The organism is Salimicrobium flavidum (genome assembly GCF_900156645.1).
GTDB lineage: Bacteria > Bacillota > Bacilli > Bacillales > Halobacillaceae > Salimicrobium > Salimicrobium flavidum.
This window is the reverse complement of the sequence record NZ_FTOC01000007.1, coordinates 22,715-48,328: the sequence shown is the minus strand read 5'-3', so window position 1 is coordinate 48,328 and position 25,614 is coordinate 22,715. Positions and strand designations below refer to the sequence as shown.

Sequence of the window (25,614 nt, the reverse complement as noted above, 5' to 3'; positions counted from 1 at the left end):
TAGTTACCAGGTAGAGAGGGGAGAGCAAGGGAAAACAGAAATAATCAAAAGTGAAATGCGGTAAGCACTGCCTGATTATCCTTACCATCTATCTCTTCACTACACTCGAACAGTTCATTTTCCAAGTTGCTGAGGCATTCGGCTAAAAAGCCTGATTCAAGTTTCAAATTGATATCGAGCGTCTCCTGATTGAGCCTTTTTTCTATTACATGACCGGAGAGAGTGAACTTTCTTTCTTTGTTTGAAGCTTTCCATTCTGTAAGTTCCCCCCATCCCAGGTACTGGAAGAAATAAACGATATCTTCATAAGAGTTTATCTCGGCTTGCCTTGCTATGTTTCTTCCCATTATGTATAAAATGTTCTCTGCATCTTCTCCGAGCAGATCAGGAAGAGTGAAGTAGCGGAGGATATCGAATCCTGAGCCTGTCGTCACGAGGGAGGCAATATTTTCTGTCGTAAACGTTGGTCCATTTTTCAAGAGGAATCCTTCCTTTCTCTGTCTTATTATTACTTGAAATAACAGTTTGTGCAATAGGGGAAGAGTGGAAAGAATTGTCTTAAAGAGCAAGTTGCCTTCTTGACGGTAATGGTCTATAGAAGTACAATAAGAATGTTACAGATTGTACGTTTTCAGAAGTATAGGGAGAAAAGAATCTCCTTTCTTATTTTAAGGCTCTGATAAAGCGCTTTATTTTCTGGAAATGGGTACATAAATTCAATCACATATAGGAGTTGAGGGGGGTAAATATGGCAGGATCACGAGGCTATGTAAACAGGAGATTGCATTCACTTTTGGGGGTTATACCTCTCGGAGTATTTTTATTCCAGCATTTAACGACAAACTTTTTTGCCACGAGAGGACCGGAAGCATTCAACACGGCGGCTCATCTTATAGAAGGTTTGCCATACCGCTATGTTTTGGAAATTTTCATTATCTTTTTGCCATTGCTGTTCCACGGGATCTATGGAGTGTATATAGCATTTCAGTCCAATTTCAACGTGAACAGGCAGGGTTATTTCCGTAACTGGATGTTTGTATTGCAGCGAATCACAGGGATTCTGACGCTGATCTTTGTTGCCTGGCACATATGGGAAACAAGAGTAGCGATAGGGTTCGGATGGGAAGAGCTTAACTATCAGTTGATGGAAGATATACTGACTCAACCATTCTTTTTCTGGTTTTACATAGTGGGGATACTTTCCGTAACGTTCCACTTCGCTAACGGACTATGGTCTTTCTTCGTCAGCTGGGGGATTACAGTTACACCAAGGTCCCAACGTATAATGACCTATGTATCACTGGTAGTGTTTTTAGCGCTGGCTTACATCGGTGTCCGTACAGTAATTCAGTTCGCTTACGGCGTATAAACAATGGATAGATAGTGATCAAGGGAGTGAACTTTTATAATGTCAAATAAAAATATCGTTGTTGTCGGAGGAGGCTTAGCCGGTCTCATGGCAACAATCAAAGCAGCAGAAGAAGGGGTGCACGTGGACCTCTTATCCATGGTGCCTGTAAAACGTTCCCACTCCGTGTGTGCACAGGGTGGTATTAACGGCGCTGTAAATACAAAAGGGGAAGGGGATTCTCCTTGGGAACACTTTGATGATACCGTTTATGGAGGGGATTTCCTGGCTAACCAGCCTCCGGTCAAAGCGATGTGTGACGCTGCCCCAGGAATCATTCACCTTCTGGATCGTATGGGAGTTATGTTCAACCGTACGCCGGAAGGTCTCCTTGACTTCCGACGTTTCGGCGGAACCCAGCATCACCGTACGGCCTATGCCGGGGCGACGACAGGCCAGCAATTGCTCTATGCTCTTGACGAACAGGTGCGCAGACATGAGGTGAACGGTCTGGTAACTAAGTATGAAGGATGGGAGTTTCTGTCAGCTATAGTTGATGACGGTGGCGTGGGCCGCGGAGTCGTAGCTCAGGATATAAATAGTCATGAAATCAAAGATTTTCCCGCTGATGCCGTAATAATGGCTACTGGGGGACCTGGTATCATCTTCGGTAAATCCACCAACTCGATTATCAACACCGGGTCTGCAGCTGCTTCTCTATATCTGCAAGGCGTGAAATATGCAAACGGAGAGTTCATCCAGATCCATCCTACAGCGATCCCCGGAGACGACAAACTTCGACTGATGAGTGAGTCGGCCCGCGGAGAAGGTGGACGTGTCTGGACATATAAGGACGGAGAACCATGGTATTTCCTTGAGGAGAAATATCCTGCTTACGGAAACCTTGTTCCCAGGGATATTGCAACCAGAGAAATATTCGATGTATGTGTGAATCAGAAATTAGGTATCAACGGAGAAAACATGGTGTACCTCGACCTATCTCATAAAGATTCCAAGGAGCTGGATGTTAAGCTGGGAGGAATCATAGAGATTTACGAGAAGTTCGTAGGCGAAGACCCTCGTAAAGTTCCGATGAAAATATTCCCTGCTGTACACTATTCCATGGGCGGAATGTGGGTAGACTTCGATCAGATGACCAATATACCTGGCATCTTTGCCGCCGGAGAATGTGATTTCACTCAACATGGAGGCAACCGCCTGGGAGCGAACTCTCTATTGTCTTCTATTTATGGTGGTATGGTGGCAGGACCTAATGCCGTCAAATATACGGAAACTTTAGAAGAACATGTAGAAGATATGGACCAAGATGTATTTGATAGACAACGCCAGGCAGAGCAGGATCGTTTCGAGGAAATCATGAAAATGGATGGAGACGAAAATGCTTATCAGATTCATAAAGAGCTCGGAGAATGGATGACAGACTATGTTACTGTCGTTCGTGAAAACGACAATCTTTTGAAGACGGATGAGAAGATAAAAGAATTGATGGAACGATATGAACGCATCAATATCAATGACACATCCCGCTGGAGTAATCAGGGTGCAATGTTCACTCGACAGCTCGAAAACATGTTACAATTAGCAAGAGTGATAACATTGGGTGCTTACCATCGTAATGAAAGTCGTGGTGCCCACTTCAAGCCCGAATTTCCGGATCGTAACGACGAGGAATTCCTTAAGACGACAATCGCAACATTTGATAAAGAGAAAAACGAGCCTGTCATCAGCTATGAAGAAGTAGACACTTCGTTGATCGAGCCACGTAAGCGAGACTATTCGAAGAGTAAATAAGGAGGACCTTCATCGTGAGTGAAGAGAAGAATATAACGTTGATCGTCACAAGACAGGATGATCCTGAGAGTGAACCATATAAAGAAACCTTCAGTGTACCCTACCGACAGAATATGAATGTCATTTCGGCTCTTATGGAAATCAGGAGAAATCCTGTAAATGCAGACGGAGAAGCCACTACCCCGATATTCTGGGAAATGGGTTGTCTGGAGGAAGTTTGTGGAGCATGTTCTATGGTCATTAACGGAGAGCCCCGTCAGTCGTGTACAGCTCTTGTGGACCAATTAGAGCAGCCTATTAAATTGGAACCTATGACTACGTTCCCTGTCGTCCGCGACTTGGCTGTAGATCGAGCGAGAATGTTTGACTCACTTAAAAAAGTGAAGGCATGGGTACCTATCGACGGTACGTACGACCTAGGTCCTGGACCACGCGTGGCAGAAACAAAAAGACAGTGGGCGTATGAACTGTCCAAGTGTATGACATGCGGTGTATGCCTCGAGGCATGCCCGAATGTGAACAGCAAATCCGACTTCATCGGACCGGCTGCATTATCACAAGTACGTCTGTTCAATTCCCATCCTACTGGTGAAATGCACAAGAGTGAACGTCTTCAATCCATTATGGATGAAGAAGGGATCATGGGATGCGGGAACGCACAAAACTGTGTAGAAGTTTGTCCGAAAGGCATACCTTTGACGACTTCCCTTGCAGCCTTGTACCGTGATACGGCACTTGAATCATTCAAGAGCTTTTTCGGAAGCGACAGATAAATTCATTGCAAAAAGCTGTGTCCCTAGTGGACACAGCTTTTTTTAATCATTAAGATGAAGAAGGGAGGAATGGCTATGCATAAAAGATGGTTTTATTATTTTTTAAGTGTGACTATATTGCTCGGTGTCGTTTTGGTTATCCATTCATATGCTGAAGAAACGGCCCACCTTTTCAGGGATGAAAACCATGCGATGATCAAGTTACATGCATCAATTTCATCGTACGCGTTTTATCTTCTGTTTTTCATTATTGTTCCTTCATTTTATTTTCTGATCACCGTATTCATCAGCACGTTTATTCATCGCCGCATGCCGAATACATTCTCCATCAGGCTGTTGATCACTTTTTTTCTCCTATTGGCCCTGGGTTATATCAGTACAGGAGGAGCCATACTCGGAGTGACTTTCAATATTTTCGTGAATTCAGTCTGCTTCATCAGTGCTCCCATTCTTTTCATCCACTTTTTATATGTATATTTCAAGGAAGTGGACATGTATTTGTTTCCGAAAAAAATTTACCAGTTCGGATATATGATCCTCTTGCTATCTTTGGTGTTTGACATCTTCAGCTTAATGACAGGGAGAACCGTTCTCTGGATGGACCATGTGCAATATATTATTCTGTTGTTCTTTTATTTTTTGATGTTCGGGGTAGTCTGTTTTGGTATGATCAGGGTACGCGACACCACTTACCGTTCGTTTTTTAAATACATAAGTTTTGGTGTTACTGTAACTTTCGCTCCTTATGTGCTTTTTTATCTGATACCACGACTACTTATAGGAACGCCGATAGTAGGTATAGAGTTTGCTGCTTTCTTCCTCATAGCACTACCGATTACATTTACGTACCTGTTATCAAAGGAACAGCTGATTGATATCAATTTCATCTTCCAGCGATTAAGGTATCATGCACTGATTTCTTTGATGCCAAGTATCCTTATAGCATTCATAGCCAACTTGATTATTGATTGGTCTTTATCATTCGTAATGTTTATGCAGTTGTTGGTGTCGAGTTTCACTGTTCTTGCTTTTGTGCTTACGATAGCAGAGCTTGTTAATTTCCGTGTCCAACGTGTTCTGTTCTCCAATCGTACAAACTTTCAGGAAAGTCTTCATAAAGTCACGAAAAACTTCAAAGATCAGTATAGTGCTGTGTCTCTGATGAATGGAATATGCGGAGAAATAACAGAGACGCTGAACTTAGCAGAGACCCAGGCTTATTCGTATAATACAAACCGCGAAATGTTCTGCGTGAATGACCCGCTGCCTGAAGATCTTCTTTATCACTTGCAGCATTCTTTCCATAACAGGGAGCTAGGAGTAGGGGAAATAGTGGAAACGGAAAAAGGTTTCGGGTTAGTCGTCTCCGAGTCTTTGAATAAGGTTACAGTGATTTTCAGCAGAGGGAAGCAGGATTTCACGACGTTGAATAGGGAAGAGAAAAAGTATTTGCAAATTATTTCTATGAACGCGAACATCGCTATAGAAAATATGAGCCACATCGAAGACTTGATGAAACAATTGCAATCATTGAAAAATGAACATACCAATCAATATCCCGCCTGGCTCTCAAGATTATTGTTCCAGATAGCGGAGGAACAGAGAAAACAACTTTCGATTGACATTCACGATACGGTATTGCAGGAACTGCTTTATCTTTATCGTCGTATGGACGAGTTATACTCTAATCGGCAGGAGCTTCCGCTCACCTTACGTTCGGAACTGTCTGTCTATAAAGAACAACTTCTAGACAGTATCCATCTGACACGAGAAACCTGCAGTGAATTGCGACCTACATTTTTAAAAGAAATAGGGATCGTTCAGTCCCTCGATAATCTCATCCAACAATATCAACTCCGTTCCAATTTTACCGTTTATCTCTATGCCAAACATTTCCATGCAGAGATCGATCAGGAAATGATGTTGACGGTTTATAGAATCGTCCAGGAATTTTTATCGAACACGATGAAACATAGTGGAGCTAAGCACGTTCATTTAAGGCTTGAAGGGGACGAAGAGGAAGTGAGACTCTACTATGAAGATGATGGAGTAGGTATGGAAGATAATTACAAATGGGATGCCTTCACTCATATCGGTCTGTCGGGGATAGAACACCGGGTGAACGGACTTAGAGGTTCCCTGCATATAGATACTGCCAAAGGTGAAGGTTTCAGGGCAGAGGTAAGATTCCCGATCCAACAGAAAGGAAAAGAAAACGATGACGAATATACTGATTATTGATGATCATCCCGCTGTAGGAACAGGTACAAAAGCGATGATTGAACAGAATAGTGAAATGAAAGTGGACGTCGTGGAGAAAGCGACTGAGGTAGAGGCTATGGTAAGTCAGGGAAACTATGAAGTACTCCTGATCGATTTGTATATGCCGGGAGTGAACGGGCTTGAATTGTCGAAACGGATCAAGAAAGAATGGCCGGAGATCACTACTCTCATTTACACAGGGTTTGATCTCAGTACACATTTCAATATGCTGGTGGAAGCGGAAATTGACGGTTTTGTAAGTAAAACTGCGTCACAGGAACAATTATTGACAGCTATCCGCTGTGCTATGAGAGATGAAGTTGTGGTCCCCCTTCACCTGTTCAAGCAGCTGCGCCGGACAGAGGCGAGTGCCACTTCTATCAGAATGAACTGGACGAAAGAAGAAGAGGCCCTATCCCTGAACGAAAAAGAACAGGCGATCCTGAAAGAAGTGTCGAAGGGATTGACGAATAAGACGATTGCTACGAACCTCCACATGTCACAGCGTAGTGTGGAGTATACGCTTACAGGCATATTCAATAAATTGGATGTCCGATCCCGTACGGAAGCCCTCTATAAAGCACAGGAATTAGGACTGATTTCCAAGGTGTAGACAAAATATCTATAGATACACAAAAGGAGGTCATGTTTCCGGGGGGGGGGGGGATGGTCTATTCTGAAGAAAAGTTGAAATTGTTCATCTTTTTTCTTGATATTTCGTCAGTAACCCGAGAGAATATACTTCATAGACTTTAATTGATATGGAGGGGGACCATTCATGGCAGATAAGATCATTGAAGATCTCGAGATATATTTACGTTTTGTGGCGGCCGGTGTCAAAGACAAAGGAAGAGAAATACTTGAGAACTACCACGTATCTCCTCCTCAATTCGTAGCCCTGCAATGGGTTTCGGATGAAAAAGGCATTACGATAGGAGCCATAGCTAAACATATGCACTTGGCACATAGTACCACCACTGATATGATAGATCGGTTGGAAGACCTGGAATTGGTAGAGCGTCAGAAAGATGAAGAAGACCGCAGGGTGGTTCGTGTTTACATAACACCCTCCGGAGAAAGAGTCATCCAGGAAGTGATAGACAAACGCAGAAGTTATATGAATGAATTGCTCGAGGGCTTGGAAGAAGATGAATATCATCAATTCCTCGCGCTTATGAAACATATGCATGAAAGAATGACTCAAGTCACTAACTGAACTACAACGGGAGAAGAGGTATGAGAATGGATCGACCAATTGGAGTGATCGACTCGGGTGTAGGTGGCATGACAGTAGCCAAAGAGCTGATGCGACAGCTACCGAAAGAATCTATAAGCTATATCGGTGATACGAAACGTTGCCCTTATGGCCCCCGTACGGCAGAAGAAGTGCAGAGATTCACCTGGGAGATGGTAGAACATCTGAAGAAACACGATATCAAGATGCTCGTAGTTGCATGCAACACAGCGACGGCTTTTACGCTTAAAGAGCTCCAGCAAAAACTCACTATTCCGGTGCTTGGTGTCATAGAGCCGGGAGCGAGAGCCGCCATTTCGTTCAGCGAGAATAGACGTATAGGTGTAATCGGTACGGAAGGGACGGTCCGGAGTGAAGCTTACCCGGAAGCATTGACGGCTATAGACAGTTCCATCTTTGTGAACAGTCAAGCCTGCCCTTCTTTTGTTCCTCTCGTGGAACGTGGGATATTCACAGGACCGGAAGCCTTGGCGATTGTAGAGAAGGAACTCCAGCCCCTCAAAGATAAAAATGGTATTGATACACTCATTCTTGGTTGTACTCATTATCCGCTGATCAGGGATGTCATCCAGGAAGTGATAGGTGCTTCGATAAATGTTATCAGTTCGGGAGAAGAAACGGCACGTGAGGCCAGTCTTATCCTTTCCTACAATCAACTTCTGGCTCAAAGCGGAGAGGACCCGACTTTCAAGTTTTATACTACAGGTGATTATCAGAAATTCAGGAAGATAGCCGACGAATGGTTTGAAGGACCGCTTGATATATTTGAAGTCATCGAACTCGAACCTGTCCCGCCTATGTAGCGGAGAAGGCATAACAGCTACTGCGTTATATAGCAGTGGCTTTTTATATAGGTGAGATGCCTGATGATTTGTGTTATGATAGGCAGGAATTAATGGTAATCGGAGGAGGAATTTTTGTGCGAAATGATGAACGTAAAGTAAAAGATTTAAGAGCGATAAAAATAGAGACTGATTATATCAAACATCCGGAAGGTTCGGTGCTTATAGAATTCGGAGATACGAAAGTGATTTGCAACGCCAGTATAGAAGATAGAGTTCCTCCGTTCCTTCGCGGGCAGGGCAAAGGATGGATCACTGCAGAATATGCAATGTTACCACGTGCCACCGAAACCCGGAACATACGTGAATCCTCGAAAGGTAAAGTTACTGGACGCACGATGGAAATCCAGCGATTGATTGGAAGAGCATTGCGTTCTGTGATTGACCTGGAAGCACTCGGGGAAAGAACATTATGGGTGGATTGCGACGTCATCCAGGCTGATGGTGGAACGAGAACAGCCTCCATCACCGGAGCTTTCATTGCAGTTGTGCATGCGCTTGGCACACTGGTGGATAAAGGGAAAATCAAGGAGCTTCCCGTCATGGATTATTTGGCAGCCATTTCTGTTGGTGTCCTGGAAGGGGAAGAAATCGTCGATCTTTGTTATGAAGAGGACAGCAGGGCAGATGTCGATATGAATATCGTCATGACAGGTGAAGGTGAATTCGTAGAAGTTCAGGGGACTGGAGAAGAGGCTACGTTCTCTATGAAACAGCTTACTACGATGCTTGAACTGGCTTCAGAAGCGATATCTGAACTGAAACTCCGCCAGAAAGAAGCGATCGGTACTTGGGCGAGTGCAATCGAGAATTATAAAGAGCGGGAGGATCAACAGTGAAAGAAGTCGTCATAGCAACGAATAACCAGGGAAAAGTGAAGGAATTTGAACAGATGTTTTCCGCTTATGGTATTACAGTCAAATCACTGAAAGACTTTGAGGAAGATATAGATGTGGAGGAGACGGGCGACACTTTCGAGAAGAATGCCCTGTTAAAAGCAGAAACGATTTCCAGTCAGTGGAACATCCCTGTTCTTGCTGATGATTCCGGGCTGGAAGTGGATATACTTCAGGGAAGACCCGGGATTTACTCGGCAAGGTACGCCGGTGAAGAGAAGAACGATAAGAAGAATATAGAGAAACTTCTAGAGGAACTTGGGGAAACCACTGTCAAAGATCGGTCAGCTCGTTTCGTTTGTGTAATCGCGGTTGCGAGACCTGGACAGGCATCATTCACAAAACGAGGTACGTGCGAAGGGGCGATTGCACTTCAGCCGAGAGGGGAGCATGGCTTCGGTTATGATCCGATTTTTATTCCGGAAAATTACATGAAGACGATGGCTGAGCTTCCTGCCGAAGAGAAAAACAGCATCAGTCACCGCCACAATGCCCTCGTGAAGATTGAAGAGTGGTTGGAAGAGAAAGGAGAGTAAACATGCCGAAAGTTTTAGTGATCAGCGACAGTCATGGTATGAAAGAAGAGCTTATGCAAGTGAAAGAACGTCATGAAAACGAGACTGACGCAATGATTCATTGTGGAGATTCGGAACTTTCCACAGACTCAGAGGAGCTCCAGGGGTTTCATTATGCAAAAGGAAACTGTGACTTCGAACCGGATATGGAAGAAGAACAAGTCGTGGATGTCAAAGGTGTGCGCTTCTTCGTAGCACATGGACATCTGTTGCAGGTGAAACAGACCCTCATGCCCATATTCTACAGATCAGAGGAAGTCGGAGCGGACGTAGCATGTTTCGGACATTCTCATATGATAGGTGCAGAAAAGGTGGGGGATAAGCTTGTGATGAATCCTGGAAGTTCACGTTTACCTCGGGACCGGGAAGAACCTACCTATGCCATCATACACTGGGTGGAAGGATCGAAAGAAATGACTCTGGCTTATTATCACATCGATGGTACAAAACTGGATGATCTGGAGATTGAAGTTGACCTTGGTAGCAGGAATTAATTTTTCTTCCTGCTACCATTGACATTTATACACAAACATCGTATACTTTTTCTTGTCGTCGCAATACATATATCAACCGGATAGATGCGGGTGTAGTTTAGTGGTAAAACCTCAGCCTTCCAAGCTGATGACGGGGGTTCGATTCCCCTCACCCGCTCCATTGTCCCAATAGCTCAGCTGGATAGAGCAACAGCCTTCTAAGCTGTAGGTCGTAGGTTCGAATCCTACTTGGGACACTATTTAAAACGCTGAACTCTTTTGATGTACAAAAGGTTCAGCGTTTTTGTTTTTGAAGGGTATGGATCAAACAATTATGGTTTTATCCATGAGCATCAGGGACAAACAGGTCTCGATCTTTATCGACAAATTAAACAAAGTTTTCTTCAAGAGAAACTCATGTTTGATATAATGAAAAAAGGGCATACTTTACTAAATATGTTTGCTGGGAAGGGTGTACTATGGAAAATAATAAAGGAGAAGTCGTACTTTTTCCGAAATGGAAAGAAAAGTTACGCAAAGAAGGGCTTGAAGCTGTTACACAGCACAAGTATGAAGAAGCGGTCGAATCATTGGAGCCATTGCTTCAACATGATGAGGCCGATGATGAAGTCACTACCGGACTGCTGATCGCCTGGGTTGGGATAGGAAGATACGAAGAAGCGGAAAATGTCTGTCTGAACCGAATGAAGGTCTCGGAATCCAATTATTTTCAATACCTGCATATATACATAACGATTCTTTTTCATGACGGGAAGTATAAGGAATTGATGGACCTCGTCGATGAAGTACTGGAGCGGGAAGATGTTCCTCATGATGTCCGGACGCAGTTGTGGCAAATGTACAATGTGAGTAAAGATATTGAAGATACTCAAAAGAAAGCGGAGGAAGCCTCGCTGGTTGAAGAGCTTCAGAAAGCCTGGAAAAAGAAGGATGCCCCAAAACAGTACGCACTCATTAAGAGACTGATCACCCACTCTCCGGAGGCGCAATGGGAATTTCTATGTGAATGGTTGAAGGATGAGGAAACCCATCCTGTAGTCAAGACAGCCATTATCGAGTGGTTTCAATCATGGAATATCAACAACTCTGCAGAAGTACATAAGTTCAATAACTCAATCTCGATCATTCCTGTGGAGACCGGCACTCCTTTCTCTCATTATATTGTCAAACATATAGAGTTTCGCCTGGCTTCCATAGAACAGAACAATCCTGCAATGTACGAGATCATTGCTACAATGCTTCACCGCTACATATATATACGCTATCCTTTCCTCCCTACGGAAAATGAAGTTCCGCTTATCATAGAAGCACTGAAGACTATCGGCAACGAGTATTTGCAATTAGATGATGCACCTACTAAAATAGAGGCGGATATTGAATCGTACAAACAGGATATCGAGATTGCCAACCAGGAATATAAGTCTATAACAGGAGAGTAAGACATTTCATGGCTCTGTTGTTGAAACGGAATAACTTTATGTTATAATGTAGAGGTTGTAAATCAGATTCGTATGTATGTCTATCATAGAATCATGTAAAATGGAATCATGTTAAATGAAAATATGACGTTGGAGGGACTTTTTTATGTCAGCGAAATGGGAAAAGAAAGAAGGCAACAAGGGGACTCTTACAGTAGAGGTCTCTGCTGAAGAATTCGATAGAGGTCTGGATGAGGCTTTCAAGAAAGTAGTGAAAGATGTCCAGGTGCCAGGTTTCCGTAAAGGGAAAGTACCACGTAAAATCTTTGAAGGTCGTTTCGGTGTAGAATCCCTTTATCAGGATGCACTCGATATCATTCTGCCACAGGCATACACAGAAGCTGTCCAGGAAACAGGCATTGAACCTGTGGACCAGCCTGATGTGGATGTTGATCAGATTGAGAAAGGCGAGCCGCTCATTTTCAAAGCGGACGTAACAGTCAAACCTGAAGTGGAGCTTGGAGAATACAAAGGTCTTGAAGTAGAACAGGCAGACACTGAGGTTACAGACGAAGACGTGGAAGAAGAACTGAAGCGTCAACAGGAAAATCAAGCCGAGCTCGTTGTGAAAGAAGAGGGAGAAATCGAAGAAGGCGACACGGTCGTCATGGATTTCGAAGGCTTCGTAGACGGAGAAGCATTTGAAGGCGGACAAGCCGACAACTATTCTCTTGAAATCGGATCCGGTACTTTCATCCCAGGATTCGAAGAACAGCTGACAGGTAAGAAAGCCGGGGACGAGCCTCAGGTTGTCATTACCTTCCCTGAAGACTATCACGCTGAAGAACTAGCCGGAAAAGAGGCGACGTTCGAGGTGAAAATCCATGAAGTGAAAGGAAAAGAACTTCCTGAACTTGATGATGAGTTCGCGAAAGATGTGGATGAAGAAGTGTCATCCCTTGATGAACTCAAGAAGAAAACCCGTGAAAATCTGGAGCAGCAAAAGCAACAGGATGCTGAGAACCAGAAACGGGAAACTCTTGTCAACAAAGCAAGCGACAACGCTTCTGTTGAAATTCCACAGGCAATGGTCGATTCTGAACTCGATCGTATGATCAGTGAATTCGAACAGCGTCTGCAAATGCAAGGAATGACAAAAGAAATGTACTTCCAGTTCACTGGCCAGGATGACAATCAGCTTCGTGAACAAATGAAGGAAGATGCTGAAAAGCGTGTGAAAACGAACATGACTCTCGAAGCTATTGCACAGGCAGAAAACGTTGAGGTTACTGAAGAAGACATCGATAAAGAACTTGAAAACATGTCTTCGATGTATCAGACAGACGTTGAGAACCTGAAACAAATGCTTGGTGGAAATACAGACATGGTCAAAGATGATCTGAAAATCCAGAAGGCGATTGACGTTCTGGAGCAAAACAGCAAAACTGTATAACAAAAAGAGAACAAGGTGAGGGCTTTCCCTGCCTTGTTTTCTCATATTATTTGCAATTCCCTATGGATACATAATACTATGAAGAGAATCGAATCTACATAAGCTTAATAATCTGTTAATAACACTGCTTAGCGTTTGACTTCTTTTCATACTCTCTACATAATAATAAGTGATGCAGGGGAAAAAGATGGACGACCCTATTACTTTTTAATTCTAGAGTTATTTGGTATGATTAGCGAAAGAATGTGCGGATAACCTTGGCATCATTTTGGAAAGGGTGACAGAAATGTTTAAATTTAACGAAGAAAAGGGCCAGCTTAAATGCTCGTTTTGTGGTAAGAGCCAGGATCAGGTTCGCAAACTTGTAGCTGGACCTGGTGTATATATTTGTGATGAGTGCATTGAACTATGCACAGAGATCGTTGAAGAAGAGCTTGGAAACGAAGAAGAGACGGAATTCAAAGAAGTACCGAAACCGGAAGAAATCCATACGATTCTAGGTGATTATGTCATTGGTCAGGAGCAGGCCAAGAAGAACTTATCGGTAGCCGTCTACAACCACTATAAGCGTGTCAATGCGTCTACTACGAAAAGTGACGATGTCGAGCTTGCAAAAAGTAACATCCTTATGCTTGGACCGACCGGTAGTGGGAAGACTTTGCTCGCACAAACTCTCGCACGCATACTGAATGTTCCTTTTGCGATTGCTGACGCGACCTCTCTTACAGAAGCGGGTTATGTCGGTGAAGATGTTGAGAACATTATCCTGAAATTGATTCAGGCAGCGGATTACGATGTTGAAAAAGCTGAAAAAGGTATCATTTATATTGATGAAATCGACAAAGTAGCCCGTAAGTCCGAAAACCCTTCCATCACTCGTGATGTATCCGGAGAAGGTGTACAGCAAGCACTGCTGAAAATTCTTGAAGGAACGCAGGCAAGTGTGCCTCCTCAAGGAGGACGTAAACATCCTCATCAAGAATTTATCCAGATCGACACGACGAATATTCTCTTCATCGTCGGAGGAGCCTTCGATGGAATCGATCAGATCATTAAACGCCGTCTTGGAAATAAAGTGATCGGATTCGGATCTGAACAGGAGCAGTCCGATGCAGACAAACAGGAATTATTGACGAAAATTCTTCCTGAGGACCTTCTTAGCTATGGTCTGATACCGGAATTCATCGGTAGACTTCCAGTTATTGGAGCCCTTGAACAACTGGATGAAGATGCTCTTGTCGAAATTCTTACCCAGCCGAAGAATGCTCTGGTCAAACAATACCAGAAACTTCTCCAGATCGATGATGTTGAACTGGAATTTGAAGAAGAAGCACTTCGGGAGATTTCCAGGCTGGCTATCGAACGGAAAACCGGTGCCCGTGGCCTGAGATCGATCATTGAAGGTATCATGCTTGATGTAATGTTCGATCTTCCTTCGAGAGATGATATCGAGAAATGTATCATCACAAAAGAAACGGTAGAGATGCAAGGCGGACGTCCTCGTCTTATCTTGACGGACGGTACGGTGGAAGAACCGAAAAGTCCAAAAAGTGCCTGATGAATTTCGGGTATCAAAAAGCTTAGCCGCGCTAGAGTAAGCGCGGCTTCTCTTTTCCTTTTTTTAAATGGAAATATCCTTACATAACCTTTGTCCATGAGGAACGAACAATAGAAAAAGAAAGCTGGAGGTGCCGCAGATGGCGGAGAATCAAACACTGACATATCCCCTTTTACCGCTTAGAGGATTACTCGTATATCCTTCTATGGTCCTTCATTTGGACGTAGGACGCGAAAAATCCGTAAAAGCATTAGAAGAAGCTATGGTTAATGATAATCATATTATGTTAATTGCGCAGAAAGAAACGAATATGGATGAACCGCAAAGGGAAGACCTTTATTCCATTGGCACAATCGCATATGTCAAACAAATGGTGAAGCTTCCTAATGGGACGCACCGTGTTCTTGTCGAAGGTGTGGATCGTGCGGAGGTTGAAGAAATCAATGAGAAGGAAGAGTATTTCGAAGTAGCTGTAAGAAAATTGGAAGACGTCTCCGAAGATCAGAATGAAGAAGAAGCACTCACTCGTACGCTGATGGAACAGTTTGAACAATACGTGAAGGTATCGAAAAAGGTGACTCAGGAAACGTACGACACCCTTGCCGATATTGACGACCCTTCTCATCTTGCTGACATGGTGGCTTCCCACTTGCCGATCAAAGTGAAAGAAAAACAGGAAATCCTTGAAATCAGCGAAGTGAAACAGAGGTTGAAGAGAATCATTGATATCATCGGCAACGAACGTGAAGTATTGCAGATTGAACAGAAGATCGGCCAGCGGGTAAAGAAATCCATGGAGCGTACTCAGAAAGAATATTACCTTCGGGAACAGATGAAGGCTATTCAGAATGAACTCGGAGATAAAGATGGTAAATCCGGTGAAATCGCTGAACTGAAAGAAAAGATAGAAAATGCGAGTATGCCTGAGAGAGTAGAACTGGTAGCTCTCAAAGAACTGAGAAGGTATGAAAAAATTCCTCAGAGTTCAGCCGAAAGCTCGGTTATCCGTAATTACATCGAGTGGCTTGTTGTTCTCCCGTGGACGACAGAAACGGAAGACAACCTGGATGTGCCTCATGCAGAACAAATCCTTGATGAGGATCATTATGGTCTTGATAAAGTGAAGGATCGTATTCTTGAGTATCTTGCAGTTCAACAGCTGACTCAATCCATCAAGGGACCGATTCTCTGTCTGGTAGGGCCTCCGGGAGTCGGAAAGACTTCTTTGGCTAAATCCATCGCGAGAGCCATCAATCGTCAGTTCGTAAGAGTTTCCTTAGGTGGTGTGAGAGATGAAGCGGAAATCCGCGGTCATCGTCGTACATATATAGGTGCGATGCCAGGAAGGATTATCCAGGGGATGAAGCGTGCTGAGACGATCAACCCTGTATTCCTTCTTGATGAAATAGATAAAATGGCCAGTGATTTTCGCGGAGATCCTTCCTCAGCCATGCTTGAAGTCCTTGATCCTGAACAGAATTCCACCTTCAGTGATCATTTCATAGAAGAGCATTATGATCTGTCGAACGTCTTATTTGTGGCTACTGCAAATACGATGTCTACGATACCCGGCCCGTTGATGGACAGAATGGAAGTTATTCAGATTGCAGGTTATACGGAAGTGGAGAAGCTTCACATTGCGAAAGAACACCTTCTTGGGAAGCAGATCAAGGAAAACGGACTGACAAGGAGTCAGGTCCAGTTTCGTGATGACGCTCTGATGAAGCTGATTCGCCGCTATACCAGAGAAGCGGGTGTACGTGGTCTGGAGCGTGAAATAGCAAATGTTTGCCGGAAAGCTGCAAAAATCATCGTTTCCGGTGATAAGAAGCGTGTGATCGTGACCGAAAAAATGGTGGAAGATCTGATTGGACGTCCTAAATTCCGCTACGGGCAGGCAGAGCTTGAGGATCAGGTGGGAGCAGCTACCGGTCTTGCCTATACAGTTGCCGGAGGAGATACACTTTCCATTGAAGTCCTCATCTCGCCCGGAAAAGGGAACCTGACGCTTACAGGAAAACTCGGAGATGTTATGAAAGAGTCGGCTCAGGCTGCTTTCAGTTACATTCGCTCCAGGGCTGACGAGTTGAAGATCGACCCTGAGTTCGTGGAGAAGAATGATATCCATATCCATGTGCCGGAAGGAGCGACACCGAAAGATGGACCGTCTGCCGGGATTACTATGGCGACAGCTCTCGTCTCAGCACTGACAGGCAGAGCCGTCTCTAGAGAAGTGGGGATGACCGGGGAAATCACTCTGCGGGGCCGTGTGCTTCCGATCGGCGGCTTAAAGCAGAAAGCTCTAAGCGCTCACCGGGCAGGTCTGACGAAAGTGATCATCCCGTATGAAAACAATAAAGACCTCGAAGACATTCCGGAAAGCGTGAAAGAAGATCTGACTTTCATCCCCGTCAAACATCTGGATGAGGTGCTCGAGGTAGCATTGAAAGGTGAAACGAATGAGAGTTCATAGTGCAGATATTGTAATCAGTGCTGTCAGTAAAAAACAGTACCCGACTGCTCCGATGCCGGAGATTGCTCTAGCCGGCCGCTCAAATGTAGGAAAGTCCTCATTTATTAACACGATGATCCAACGGAAGAACCTGGCACGTACTTCAGGGAATCCGGGGAAGACTCAGACGCTTAACTTTTATATAATCAACGATTCTTTCCATTTCGTTGATGTCCCTGGTTACGGTTATGCGAAGGTATCCAAGACAGAGCGGGCCCGCTGGGGGAAAATGATGGATGAGTATTTCGGAGAACGAGAACAGCTGGTATCAGCTGTGCTTGTAGTTGATTTGAGACATGAACCATCTGATGAAGACTGCATGATGTATGATTATTTTAAGTATTACGATCTTCCGGTTACGATTATCGCTACCAAAATGGATAAAGTGAAAAAAGCCAAACGGTCTGCGCAGGAAAAGCTGGTTCGTGAAGTTTTGGACGTAGAAGAAGAAGATCCGCTCATCATGTTCTCCTCAGAAACAGGAGAAGGAAAAGAAGAAGCGTGGAAATCGCTGCGTTCCCATCTTAAGATGTAGAAAAGCTCCTTCCCTGACCCGGAAGGAGCTTTTCATTTTACTGAACACATGGTATTTTGAGTGAAAAGTGTTGATATTAGGAGGAAACTTTATGAATACTATTATAGATGTTCAATCCTTGAATAAATCTTTCGGAGACTTACATGTACTGAAAGACATAGATTTCAGTGTGGAGAAAGGAGAAGTTGTAGTGCTTATAGGGGCGAGCGGCTCCGGCAAGAGTACGCTTCTCCGTTGCCTCAATTTTCTGGAAATGAAAGGTGGCGGTGAGATTTCTCTTCACGGAAAGCTCGTTGACGAAAAAGAGGCAAAATTAAGCGAGGTAAGACAGAATATCGGAATGGTTTTTCAACATTTCAATCTTTTCCCTCATAAAACGGTATTGGAAAATGTGATGGAGGCTCCCATCCAGGTGAAGAAAATGAATAAAGCTGAAGCGAAAAAGATAGCCCGGGAGCTGTTGGAGAAGGTGGGGCTGAAAGAGAAGGAAGATATATTTCCGAATCGTCTCTCCGGAGGGCAGAAACAACGGGTGGCTATTGCCAGAGCTCTGGCGATGAATCCATCGATTATGCTTTTCGACGAACCCACTTCAGCACTGGACCCTGAATTGATCGGAGAAGTCCTCCAAACGATGAAAACACTAGCGAGCGAAGGGATGACTATGGTCGTCGTAACTCATGAGATGCGTTTTGCAAAAGAAGTCGCTGACCGGGTCATCTACATGCACGATGGTAGAATTGTTGAACAAGGGCCTCCTCAGGAGCTTTTTGAAAGTCCTGAAAATGAACGGACAGAACAATTCCTTCAATCGATTTACGTATAAACTCGGTGGTCAAAACTGAAAAAAGCACGCGGTAGCCAGGAAGAACCGGCTTTCGCGTGCTTTTTTAATTTATCTGAGTTTATAAAAGTAATACCCGGCAAGAAGCAAAAAGAATACGCTGAAATACAATTCTATGTATTGGATGACTGGAGGCAACCAGAAGAACAGTGATTCTATAGCAGGGATGAACATAATGCCGAGACCGATAGCGAACGGTACTATGGCAATTTTAGGTTTCCTTGCAAGAGCCAAAGCCACGCCGGAGTAAATCACATATATAGCCCAGTGGGAAGGCCAGGCACTGATGCGGGGTTCAGCGAATAGCTGCCATAGTATAAGAAGAACCATCGACTGGAAGAACAACAGTAGAGTATCTCGGGAACGGCGAGCATGAATGAACAATCCTACACTCAGGAATACGAGTAGTGAAACTTCTGCCAGCCTGTCACTGAGAACGGGGATGGAGAATTGACGGAAGAAAAAGAAAGCCCCCATCGCGGAAAGAACGATGGCTAACAAAGAATAATATCTTTTCATAAAAATGATGCACCTCCGGAGTGTGATTTGCTTGTGAAAAGGGTAAGCTTTTGATATATTGATAACAGTTCTTATTTAAATTAATTCTAATCTGGTATTGAATTTTTAGAATCTTCCTTACCATCGTATCATAACAGCTTCATAATCTGTTCAAAAATTGGTCTAACAGAAGCAATTATTCGTGTTATAATAGAAGATATGGAATTATGATAAGGTACGGGACACATGATGGGGGTATATGTCATGCATATTTTAGCTGTAAGCATTAATTACCGCACTGCCCCTCTTGCTATTCGGGAGAAGCTTACGTTCTCAGAAGCTGATCACAGAGAAGCTATGGAAGCTTTGAATGATCAGAAAAGTATTCTCGAGAACGTGATATTATCCACTTGCAACCGCACAGAAATATATGTGGTGGCGGACCAGATACATACGGGACGATACTACATCAAGGATTTTCTGGAGAAATGGTTCAACATCGAAAAGCAGGAGTTTTCTCCTCACCTGATTGTTTATGAATCGGATGGGGCAATTGAACATTTAATGAGAGTGTCATCGGGATTGGATTCCATGGTATTGGGGGAAACCCAGATTCTTGGACAGGTGAAACAGGCGTTTCAGCTTTCTCAAAAATCGGGCACGACCGGCACAGTCTTCAATCAATTGTTCAAACAGGCGGTTACGTTAGCGAAAAAAGGTCATAAGGAAACGGCTATCGGAGAGAATGCCGCTTCTGTAAGTTATGCGGCGGTAGAACTGTCGAAAAAGATTTTCGGTGAGTTGAAAGATAAGCATATCGCCATCATCGGAGCAGGGAAGATGGGCGAACTGGCTGCGAAAAATCTTCACGGCTTCGGTGTCGGACAGGTTACAGTTCTCAACCGCACGCTTGAGAAGGCGGAATCGGTAGCGGAACAATTTCACGGCAGTGCCGGGACGATGGAAAAAAGGGATGAGCTGCTTGAAAAAGCGGATATCGTCATCAGTTCTACGGGCTCGGATAGCTATGTAATCACCAAAGAAATGGTGGAGAAAGCACACAAAAAAAGAAAAGGGAAGCCTTTGTTTTTTGTGGATATTGCTGTGCCTAGAGATCTCGACCCGGGAATCGCAGAGCTTGAGAGTATGTTCCTTTATGATATTGATGATCTCCAGGGAATCGTCGATGAGAATCTTGCTGAACGCAAAAAAGCCGCTGAGTCGATTGAACTCATGATCGAAGCGGAAATCGTCGAATTCAAAGAATGGTTGCAGACCTTAGGGGTAGTTCCGGTCATCTCCGCCTTACGCCAGAAAGCACTCGGAATCCAGGCGGATACGATGGAAAGCATCGAACGGAAATTGCCTGAATTGACCGACCGCGAGAAGAAGATCCTGAATAAGCATACCAAAAGTATTGTGAATCAGATTCTGAAAGAGCCGATCACTCAGGCAAAGGAACTCGCTAATGAGCCCGGAGCAGAAGAGTCACTGCAATTGCTCACACAAATTTTCGGTATCGAAGAAGAAGTGCAGGAGCAAGTGAAAATACAGGAAGAAAAAAATAACCACGCTGTTAAGGTCGACGATACAGGGGCTTTGATGTTCCCGACACTGCAGAAAATGACACAGGCTTAAAAGGTGGACAACCTATGACACTGGACCTTAAGTGGATTTATGAAATTATCATTTTATTTTATGGTCTCAGTCTGACCGGCTATTTTATAGATTTTATCCAGGGAGACCGGAAAGCGAACAGAATCGCTTTCTGGCTACTTGGGGTTGTATGGATTTTGCAGACGATCTTCTTATTATCTCAGATTTTTATCAGGGACGACTTTCCTGTTATGACCGTTTACGACGGTCTTTATTTTTATGCCTGGATTCTTGTTACGTTTTCACTCGTGCTGAATAAGCTCTTCCGTGTGGATTTCATCATCTTTTTCACGAACGTCATTGGGTTTTCCGTGATGATCATCCATTTGATGACCCGTGCTCAAAGTACGATGGGGAGAGGAGGAGTAGAGCTCGTCAATGAAATGCTGGTGGTACACATCACCCTTGCCATCATTTCTTACGGCTTTTTCACTCTTTCTTTCATATTTTCCGTGCTGTATCTCCTGCAGTATCGGTGGCTTAAAAGTAAAAAATGGCGAAATCGTCTTGTGCGACTCGGTGATCTACCGAGACTCGAACGACTTTCCTACCTATTCATTATACTTGCCGTTCCCCTTCTGCTTATTGCTATTGTTCTCGGAGTCGTATGGGGATATGTGTCTGAGGATACATTTTACTGGCTGGATTTCAAGACGGTAGGGTCGATCATCGTGTTTGTGGTCTACATGGTCTGGCTGTTCCTGAAGGTCGTACAGGGTTTCCAGGGAAGACTCATTTCTATATATAACGTAGGAGCGTTTCTGCTTCTTCTCATCAATTTTTTTCTATTCAGTTCACTTTCGAACTTTCATTTTTAACTACTAGGAGGAACTATTGTGCGTAAAATCGTAATCGGATCAAGGAAAAGTCAATTAGCTATTAAACAGACGGAATGGGTGATTGATCAGCTGAAGCAGATTGATTCTTCTTATGAATTTGAAATCAAGCGCATTTCCACCCGCGGAGATGAAATCCTGAACGTCACGCTTTCCAAAGTGGGGGGCAAAGGACTATTCATCAAAGAGATTGAAAATGCAATGTTTGATGAAGAAATAGATATGGCTGTCCACAGTATGAAAGACATGCCGGCAGTGGTGACAGAAGGTCTGTCTTTAGCGTCTGTCCCGCTGCGTGAAGACCACCGGGACGCGTTCGTTTCGAATAACAATGTGACTTTGAAGGATCTGCCTGAAGGCGCAGTGATAGGAACGAGCAGTCTCAGGCGTTCGGCTCAGATCAAAGCAGTACGTCCGGATGTCGAAGTGAAATGGATCCGGGGGAATATCGATACACGTCTTCGCAAATTGAGAGAAGATGAGTTCGATGCTATCGTACTAGCAGCCGCCGGACTGAAGAGAATGGGCTGGACTGAAGACGTAGTCACGGAATTTCTGGAACCGGACGTCTGTGTGCCGGCTGTCGGACAAGGGGCACTCGCCATTCAATGCCGGGACGGAGACAGCGAACTTCGTGAGCTGGTAGCCAAATTGAATCACGAGTACACAGAAGCTACCGTCACAGCTGAGCGTAAATTTCTCCATGATCTGAACGGAGGCTGTCAGGTTCCAATCGGAGGCTATGCTTACCGCGAAGGTGAAGAATTCACTCTTTCCGCTCTAGTAGGTACTCCGGACGGGGAGACTATTCTCCATGAAACGGTGACAGGGAATGACCCAGTGGCTGTGGGGAAAGAAGCGGCCGACCGTCTGAGAGCACAGGGCGCTGAAAAAATCATTGAAGATGCCAAAGAGGAGTTTGACCAGTAATGTCGGTACTCTCCGGGAAAGAAGTCCTGATTACCCGCGCAAGCTCTCAGGCTGATCCTTTAAAGAAACGTCTGATAAGCAGAGGGGCCGGGGTTACACTCCTCCCTCTGCTTACTTTCGTTAAAAGAAAAACCCGGGAAAACTTTCGTCTTCTGAACAAGCTCGATACGTATGATTGGGTACTTCTGACCAGTTCGAACGGTGTCCGTTTTTTCGAGGAGTTGTTATGGGATGCCGGGGTCCGTGCTCCGTACCATCTCAAGTATGCAGTCGTTGGTCCAAAGACAGAGCTGGCTCTGGAGGAGAGGGGGATGTCAGCTGCTTTTCTTCCCTCTGTCTATTCTGCGGAAACCCTGGTGAAAGAATGGATTCCGCAATTAAAAGCTCGGGAAAGAATCCTTTATGTCAGGGGGAACCTTTCCAGGGAAACGATTCGGGAAGGATTGAACCATCAGCATATTTCTTTTGATTCCCTGACAGCCTATGATACGTTAATAGTGGAAGAAAACGAATATGATGTGCAGTATGGATTGAAGCACAGGGAGTGGGAGGCACTGACTTTTTTCAGTCCTTCCGCAGTAGATGCTTTTTATAAGCTTGCAGGACCTTATATCAACGAGGGCCTACACCTTCCCTGTTTTTGTATAGGACCGACGACAGAGCAGAAAGCTGTGCAACTCGGTTTTTCGAACATAAGTACTCCTGGCACATACACAGCAGAAGCGCTTGTTGAAACTATGGAGGAGTATTTTACGGAGAAAGGATGAATGGAAATGACGAATGAATTCAAAAGACATAGAAGACTGAGACAAACTCCTTCCATCAGGTCGATGGTCAGGGAGACACACCTTCACCCCGAAGATTTCATTTTTCCTCTCTTTGTTGTAGAAGGAGCGAAAACGAATAATGATGTGGCCTCCATGCCGGGGGTTTATCAGGTTGCTTTCGACAATTTGAAAGAAGAACTCGATGAAATCGTCGGCCTCGGACTGACTTCTGTCATCGTGTTCGGTGTTCCAAAAGAGAAAGATCCTTACGGAAAAGAAGCCTATAATGAGCAAGGAATAGTGCAAAAATCTATCCGTTTCATCAAGGATTATGCCCCTCAGCTGACAGTGATCGCTGACACTTGCCTCTGTCAATATACCGACCATGGTCACTGCGGGGTTGTCAGAGAAGGAGTCATCGAAAATGACGCATCGTTGGAGCTACTTGCAAAGACAGCTGTGACGCAGGCGGGAGCCGGGGCCGATATCATTGCGCCGTCGAACATGATGGATGGATTCGTTTCCCATATCAGGGAGGAACTTGATGAATCCGGCTACCCTCATGTACCTATCATGTCCTACGCCGTCAAATATGCTTCTGCGTTCTACGGTCCTTTCCGTGATGCAGCTCATAGCACACCTCAGTTCGGAGATCGCAAAACCTATCAGATGGATCCTGCGAACCGTATGGAGGCGAAACGTGAAGTCGAATCCGATCTGGCTGAAGGAGCGGATTTTCTGATTGTAAAACCGGCTCTCAGTTATCTGGACATTATGCGGGAGACACGCGAAGTGTCCAACGTGCCGATTGTCGCTTATAATGTAAGTGGGGAATATTCGATGATCAAAGCTGCAGCAGAGCAAGGATGGGTTGATGAGAAAGCGATCGTTTCAGAAAAGCTCCTTTCCATGAAACGTGCGGGAGCGGATATGATCGTTACTTATCATGCAAAAGATATGGCAAAATGGCTGAAAGAATAAATGACAAGGTGGTGGCACAATGAAAAGATTCGATAAATCGATTGAGGAATTCAAAACGGCTGAACAGGTGATGCCAGGGGGTGTGAACTCTCCGGTCAGAGCTTTCAACTCAGTGAATATGGACCCGATTTTTATGGAAAAAGGGGAAGGTTCCAAAATCACGGACATCGACGGAAACGAATATATCGATTATGTACTGAGCTGGGGACCGCTGATTCTTGGCCACGCCAATAAACAGGTCGTCGACTCCCTGCAGGAAACTGCGGCGAGAGGCACAAGCTTCGGTACTCCGACGATTATGGAAAACAAGCTTGCAGAGCTGGTGATTGAGCGGGTACCTTCTATTGAAATGGTGCGTATGGTCAACTCCGGTACAGAAGCTACGATGAGCGCATTGAGAGCTGCGAGAGGATATACCGGAAAAAATAAAATCCTCAAGTTCACAGGAAATTACCACGGACACGGGGACTCGTTATTGATTAAAGCGGGGTCCGGCGTAGCGACACTGGGTCTTCCGGATTCTCCAGGTGTTCCGGCTTCTGTAGCTGAAAATACCATTACCGTACCTTACAATGATTTGGACAGCGTCCGTCATGCGTTTGAACAGTATGGAGATGATCTGGCGGCGGTCATCGTCGAGCCTGTGTCCGGGAATATGGGAGTCGTTCCTCCGAGCAATGAATTCCTCCAGGGACTCCGGGATGTGACGAACGACTATGGCTCTGTCCTCATTTTCGATGAAGTTATGACAGGGTTCCGCGTCGGGTATAATAGTGCGCAGGGACACTTCGGGGTGACACCGGACATGACGTGTCTCGGTAAAGTGATCGGTGGTGGTCTTCCGGTAGGAGCCTACGGCGGGAAACGCGAGATCATGGAAACGGTCGCTCCGACGGGAGACGTTTATCAGGCAGGTACGCTTTCCGGTAACCCTCTGGCCATGACTGCGGGTTATGAAACGCTGCGTCAGATGACGAAGGAATCCTATGATGCTATCGAGAAGAAAGTGGATCGTCTCGTGGAAGGATTCCGTGAAGCGGCAGAGGAGAATGATATCCCTCTTGCTATCAACCGCGCAGGTTCTATGGTCGGCGTTTTCTTCAATGATAGTGCTGTCACCGATTTTGAAACAGCAGGGAATTCAGACACCGATCGGTTCGCAAGCTACTACCGTGGAATGATCGAAGAAGGAATATTCCTGCCTCCTTCCCAGTTCGAAGGACTGTTCCTGTCTGTAGCTCACACGGATGAGGACATCGAAAAAACGATAGCAGCGGTGAAAAATGTATTCAAAACATTGAAGTGATCGGGACAGAGTCCGGCAGTACTTCAAAGACTTACCGGACTTTTTACATCCGTTCAACTTTCC

General features: G+C 44.7%; 24 protein-coding genes and 2 tRNA genes. 24 read left to right on the top strand and 2 right to left on the bottom strand.

Annotation, left to right across the window (positions count from 1 at the left end):
* Nucleotides 1-44: 44 nt before the first annotated feature.
* A complete protein-coding gene (locus BW944_RS10330) occupies nt 45-479 on the bottom strand; it encodes a DUF2507 domain-containing protein (protein WP_076559387.1) in 435 nt (144 codons plus the stop codon).
* Between the two features lie 269 nt (nt 480-748).
* Here BW944_RS10330 and BW944_RS10325 point away from each other — a divergent pair, with 269 nt between their 5' ends.
* The 18 genes from BW944_RS10325 to BW944_RS10240 all read left to right on the top strand — a co-directional run bounded on the left by BW944_RS10325 (nt 749) and on the right by BW944_RS10240 (nt 18,559).
* Nucleotides 749-1,369: a succinate dehydrogenase cytochrome b558 subunit gene (locus BW944_RS10325; RefSeq protein ID WP_076559385.1), complete on the top strand. Its 621-nt coding sequence runs from the start codon at nt 749-751 to the stop codon at nt 1,367-1,369.
* A gap of 39 nt (nt 1,370-1,408) precedes the next feature.
* Nucleotides 1,409-3,160: a succinate dehydrogenase flavoprotein subunit gene (gene sdhA, locus BW944_RS10320; protein WP_076559382.1), complete on the top strand. Its 1,752-nt coding sequence runs from the start codon at nt 1,409-1,411 to the stop codon at nt 3,158-3,160.
* Between the two features lie 14 nt (nt 3,161-3,174).
* Complete coding sequence (gene sdhB, locus BW944_RS10315; protein ID WP_076559381.1) at nt 3,175-3,933, top strand: succinate dehydrogenase iron-sulfur subunit; 759 nt, start codon at nt 3,175-3,177, stop codon at nt 3,931-3,933.
* A 75-nt stretch (nt 3,934-4,008) separates the two neighbouring features.
* Nucleotides 4,009-6,174, top strand: coding sequence for a sensor histidine kinase (locus BW944_RS10310; RefSeq protein ID WP_076559379.1), 2,166 nt, complete (start codon nt 4,009-4,011; stop codon nt 6,172-6,174).
* A complete protein-coding gene (locus tag BW944_RS10305) occupies nt 6,152-6,808 on the top strand; it encodes a response regulator transcription factor (protein ID WP_076559378.1) in 657 nt (218 codons plus the stop codon). The genes BW944_RS10310 and BW944_RS10305 overlap by 23 nt, the downstream gene beginning before the upstream one ends.
* A 165-nt stretch (nt 6,809-6,973) precedes the next feature.
* Nucleotides 6,974-7,411: a MarR family winged helix-turn-helix transcriptional regulator gene (locus tag BW944_RS10300; RefSeq protein ID WP_076559376.1), complete on the top strand. Its 438-nt coding sequence runs from the start codon at nt 6,974-6,976 to the stop codon at nt 7,409-7,411.
* A gap of 26 nt (nt 7,412-7,437) precedes the next feature.
* Nucleotides 7,438-8,253 (top strand): glutamate racemase, encoded by an 816-nt coding sequence (gene racE, locus BW944_RS10295; protein WP_076559375.1) that lies wholly within the window; start codon nt 7,438-7,440, stop codon nt 8,251-8,253.
* 116 nt (nt 8,254-8,369) lie between these two features.
* Nucleotides 8,370-9,131: a ribonuclease PH gene (rph, locus tag BW944_RS10290; RefSeq protein WP_076559373.1), complete on the top strand. Its 762-nt coding sequence runs from the start codon at nt 8,370-8,372 to the stop codon at nt 9,129-9,131.
* Nucleotides 9,128-9,724, top strand: a complete 597-nt coding sequence (locus BW944_RS10285) for an XTP/dITP diphosphatase (protein WP_076559372.1) — start codon at nt 9,128-9,130, stop codon at nt 9,722-9,724. Before rph ends, BW944_RS10285 begins: the two co-directional genes overlap by 4 nt.
* 2 nt (nt 9,725-9,726) lie before the next feature.
* On the top strand, nt 9,727-10,257 hold the full coding sequence (locus BW944_RS10280; RefSeq protein WP_076559371.1) for a metallophosphoesterase family protein: 531 nt from the start codon (nt 9,727-9,729) through the stop codon (nt 10,255-10,257).
* 86 nt (nt 10,258-10,343) lie between these two features.
* Nucleotides 10,344-10,417: transfer RNA gene (locus BW944_RS10275), tRNA-Gly, on the top strand.
* Between the two features lie 2 nt (nt 10,418-10,419).
* A tRNA-Arg gene (locus BW944_RS10270) sits at nt 10,420-10,493 on the top strand.
* A gap of 222 nt (nt 10,494-10,715) precedes the next feature.
* Nucleotides 10,716-11,696, top strand: coding sequence for a tetratricopeptide repeat protein (locus tag BW944_RS10265; protein WP_076559370.1), 981 nt, complete (start codon nt 10,716-10,718; stop codon nt 11,694-11,696).
* Between the two features lie 145 nt (nt 11,697-11,841).
* A complete protein-coding gene (gene tig, locus BW944_RS10260; RefSeq protein WP_076559369.1) occupies nt 11,842-13,128 on the top strand; it encodes a trigger factor in 1,287 nt (428 codons plus the stop codon).
* A gap of 286 nt (nt 13,129-13,414) precedes the next feature.
* Nucleotides 13,415-14,686 (top strand): ATP-dependent protease ATP-binding subunit ClpX, encoded by a 1,272-nt coding sequence (gene clpX, locus BW944_RS10255; protein WP_076559368.1) that lies wholly within the window; start codon nt 13,415-13,417, stop codon nt 14,684-14,686.
* 139 nt (nt 14,687-14,825) lie between these two features.
* The gene (gene lon, locus BW944_RS10250) at nt 14,826-17,159 is read left to right on the top strand and encodes an endopeptidase La (protein WP_076559367.1); all 2,334 of its coding nucleotides are present in this window, start codon (nt 14,826-14,828) and stop codon (nt 17,157-17,159) included.
* The gene (gene yihA, locus BW944_RS10245; protein WP_076559366.1) at nt 17,146-17,733 is read left to right on the top strand and encodes a ribosome biogenesis GTP-binding protein YihA/YsxC; all 588 of its coding nucleotides are present in this window, start codon (nt 17,146-17,148) and stop codon (nt 17,731-17,733) included. The genes lon and yihA overlap by 14 nt, the downstream gene beginning before the upstream one ends.
* 91 nt (nt 17,734-17,824) lie before the next feature.
* A complete protein-coding gene (locus BW944_RS10240) occupies nt 17,825-18,559 on the top strand; it encodes an amino acid ABC transporter ATP-binding protein (RefSeq protein WP_076559365.1) in 735 nt (244 codons plus the stop codon).
* 69 nt (nt 18,560-18,628) lie between these two features.
* On the opposite strand, the gene BW944_RS10235 is transcribed toward BW944_RS10240, so the two are convergent.
* A complete protein-coding gene (locus BW944_RS10235; protein WP_076559364.1) occupies nt 18,629-19,096 on the bottom strand; it encodes a hypothetical protein in 468 nt (155 codons plus the stop codon).
* A gap of 243 nt (nt 19,097-19,339) precedes the next feature.
* On the opposite strand from BW944_RS10235, the gene hemA reads away from it, so the two are divergent.
* Genes hemA through hemL form a run of 6 tightly spaced genes read left to right on the top strand, consistent with a single transcriptional unit; the run spans nt 19,340 to nt 25,551 of the window.
* A complete protein-coding gene (gene hemA, locus BW944_RS10230) occupies nt 19,340-20,713 on the top strand; it encodes a glutamyl-tRNA reductase (protein WP_076559363.1) in 1,374 nt (457 codons plus the stop codon).
* Between the two features lie 14 nt (nt 20,714-20,727).
* Nucleotides 20,728-21,549, top strand: a complete 822-nt coding sequence (locus BW944_RS10225) for a cytochrome C assembly family protein (RefSeq protein ID WP_076559362.1) — start codon at nt 20,728-20,730, stop codon at nt 21,547-21,549.
* An 18-nt stretch (nt 21,550-21,567) separates the two neighbouring features.
* On the top strand, nt 21,568-22,497 hold the full coding sequence (hemC, locus tag BW944_RS10220; RefSeq protein WP_076559361.1) for a hydroxymethylbilane synthase: 930 nt from the start codon (nt 21,568-21,570) through the stop codon (nt 22,495-22,497).
* Nucleotides 22,497-23,264: a uroporphyrinogen-III synthase gene (locus BW944_RS10215; RefSeq protein WP_076559360.1), complete on the top strand. Its 768-nt coding sequence runs from the start codon at nt 22,497-22,499 to the stop codon at nt 23,262-23,264. The genes hemC and BW944_RS10215 overlap by 1 nt, the downstream gene beginning before the upstream one ends.
* Before the next feature lie 6 nt (nt 23,265-23,270).
* A complete protein-coding gene (gene hemB, locus BW944_RS10210) occupies nt 23,271-24,245 on the top strand; it encodes a porphobilinogen synthase (RefSeq protein WP_076559591.1) in 975 nt (324 codons plus the stop codon).
* Nucleotides 24,246-24,264: 19 nt separating this feature from the next.
* Nucleotides 24,265-25,551 (top strand): glutamate-1-semialdehyde 2,1-aminomutase, encoded by a 1,287-nt coding sequence (gene hemL / locus BW944_RS10205; protein ID WP_076559359.1) that lies wholly within the window; start codon nt 24,265-24,267, stop codon nt 25,549-25,551.
* Nucleotides 25,552-25,614: the final 63 nt, after the last annotated feature.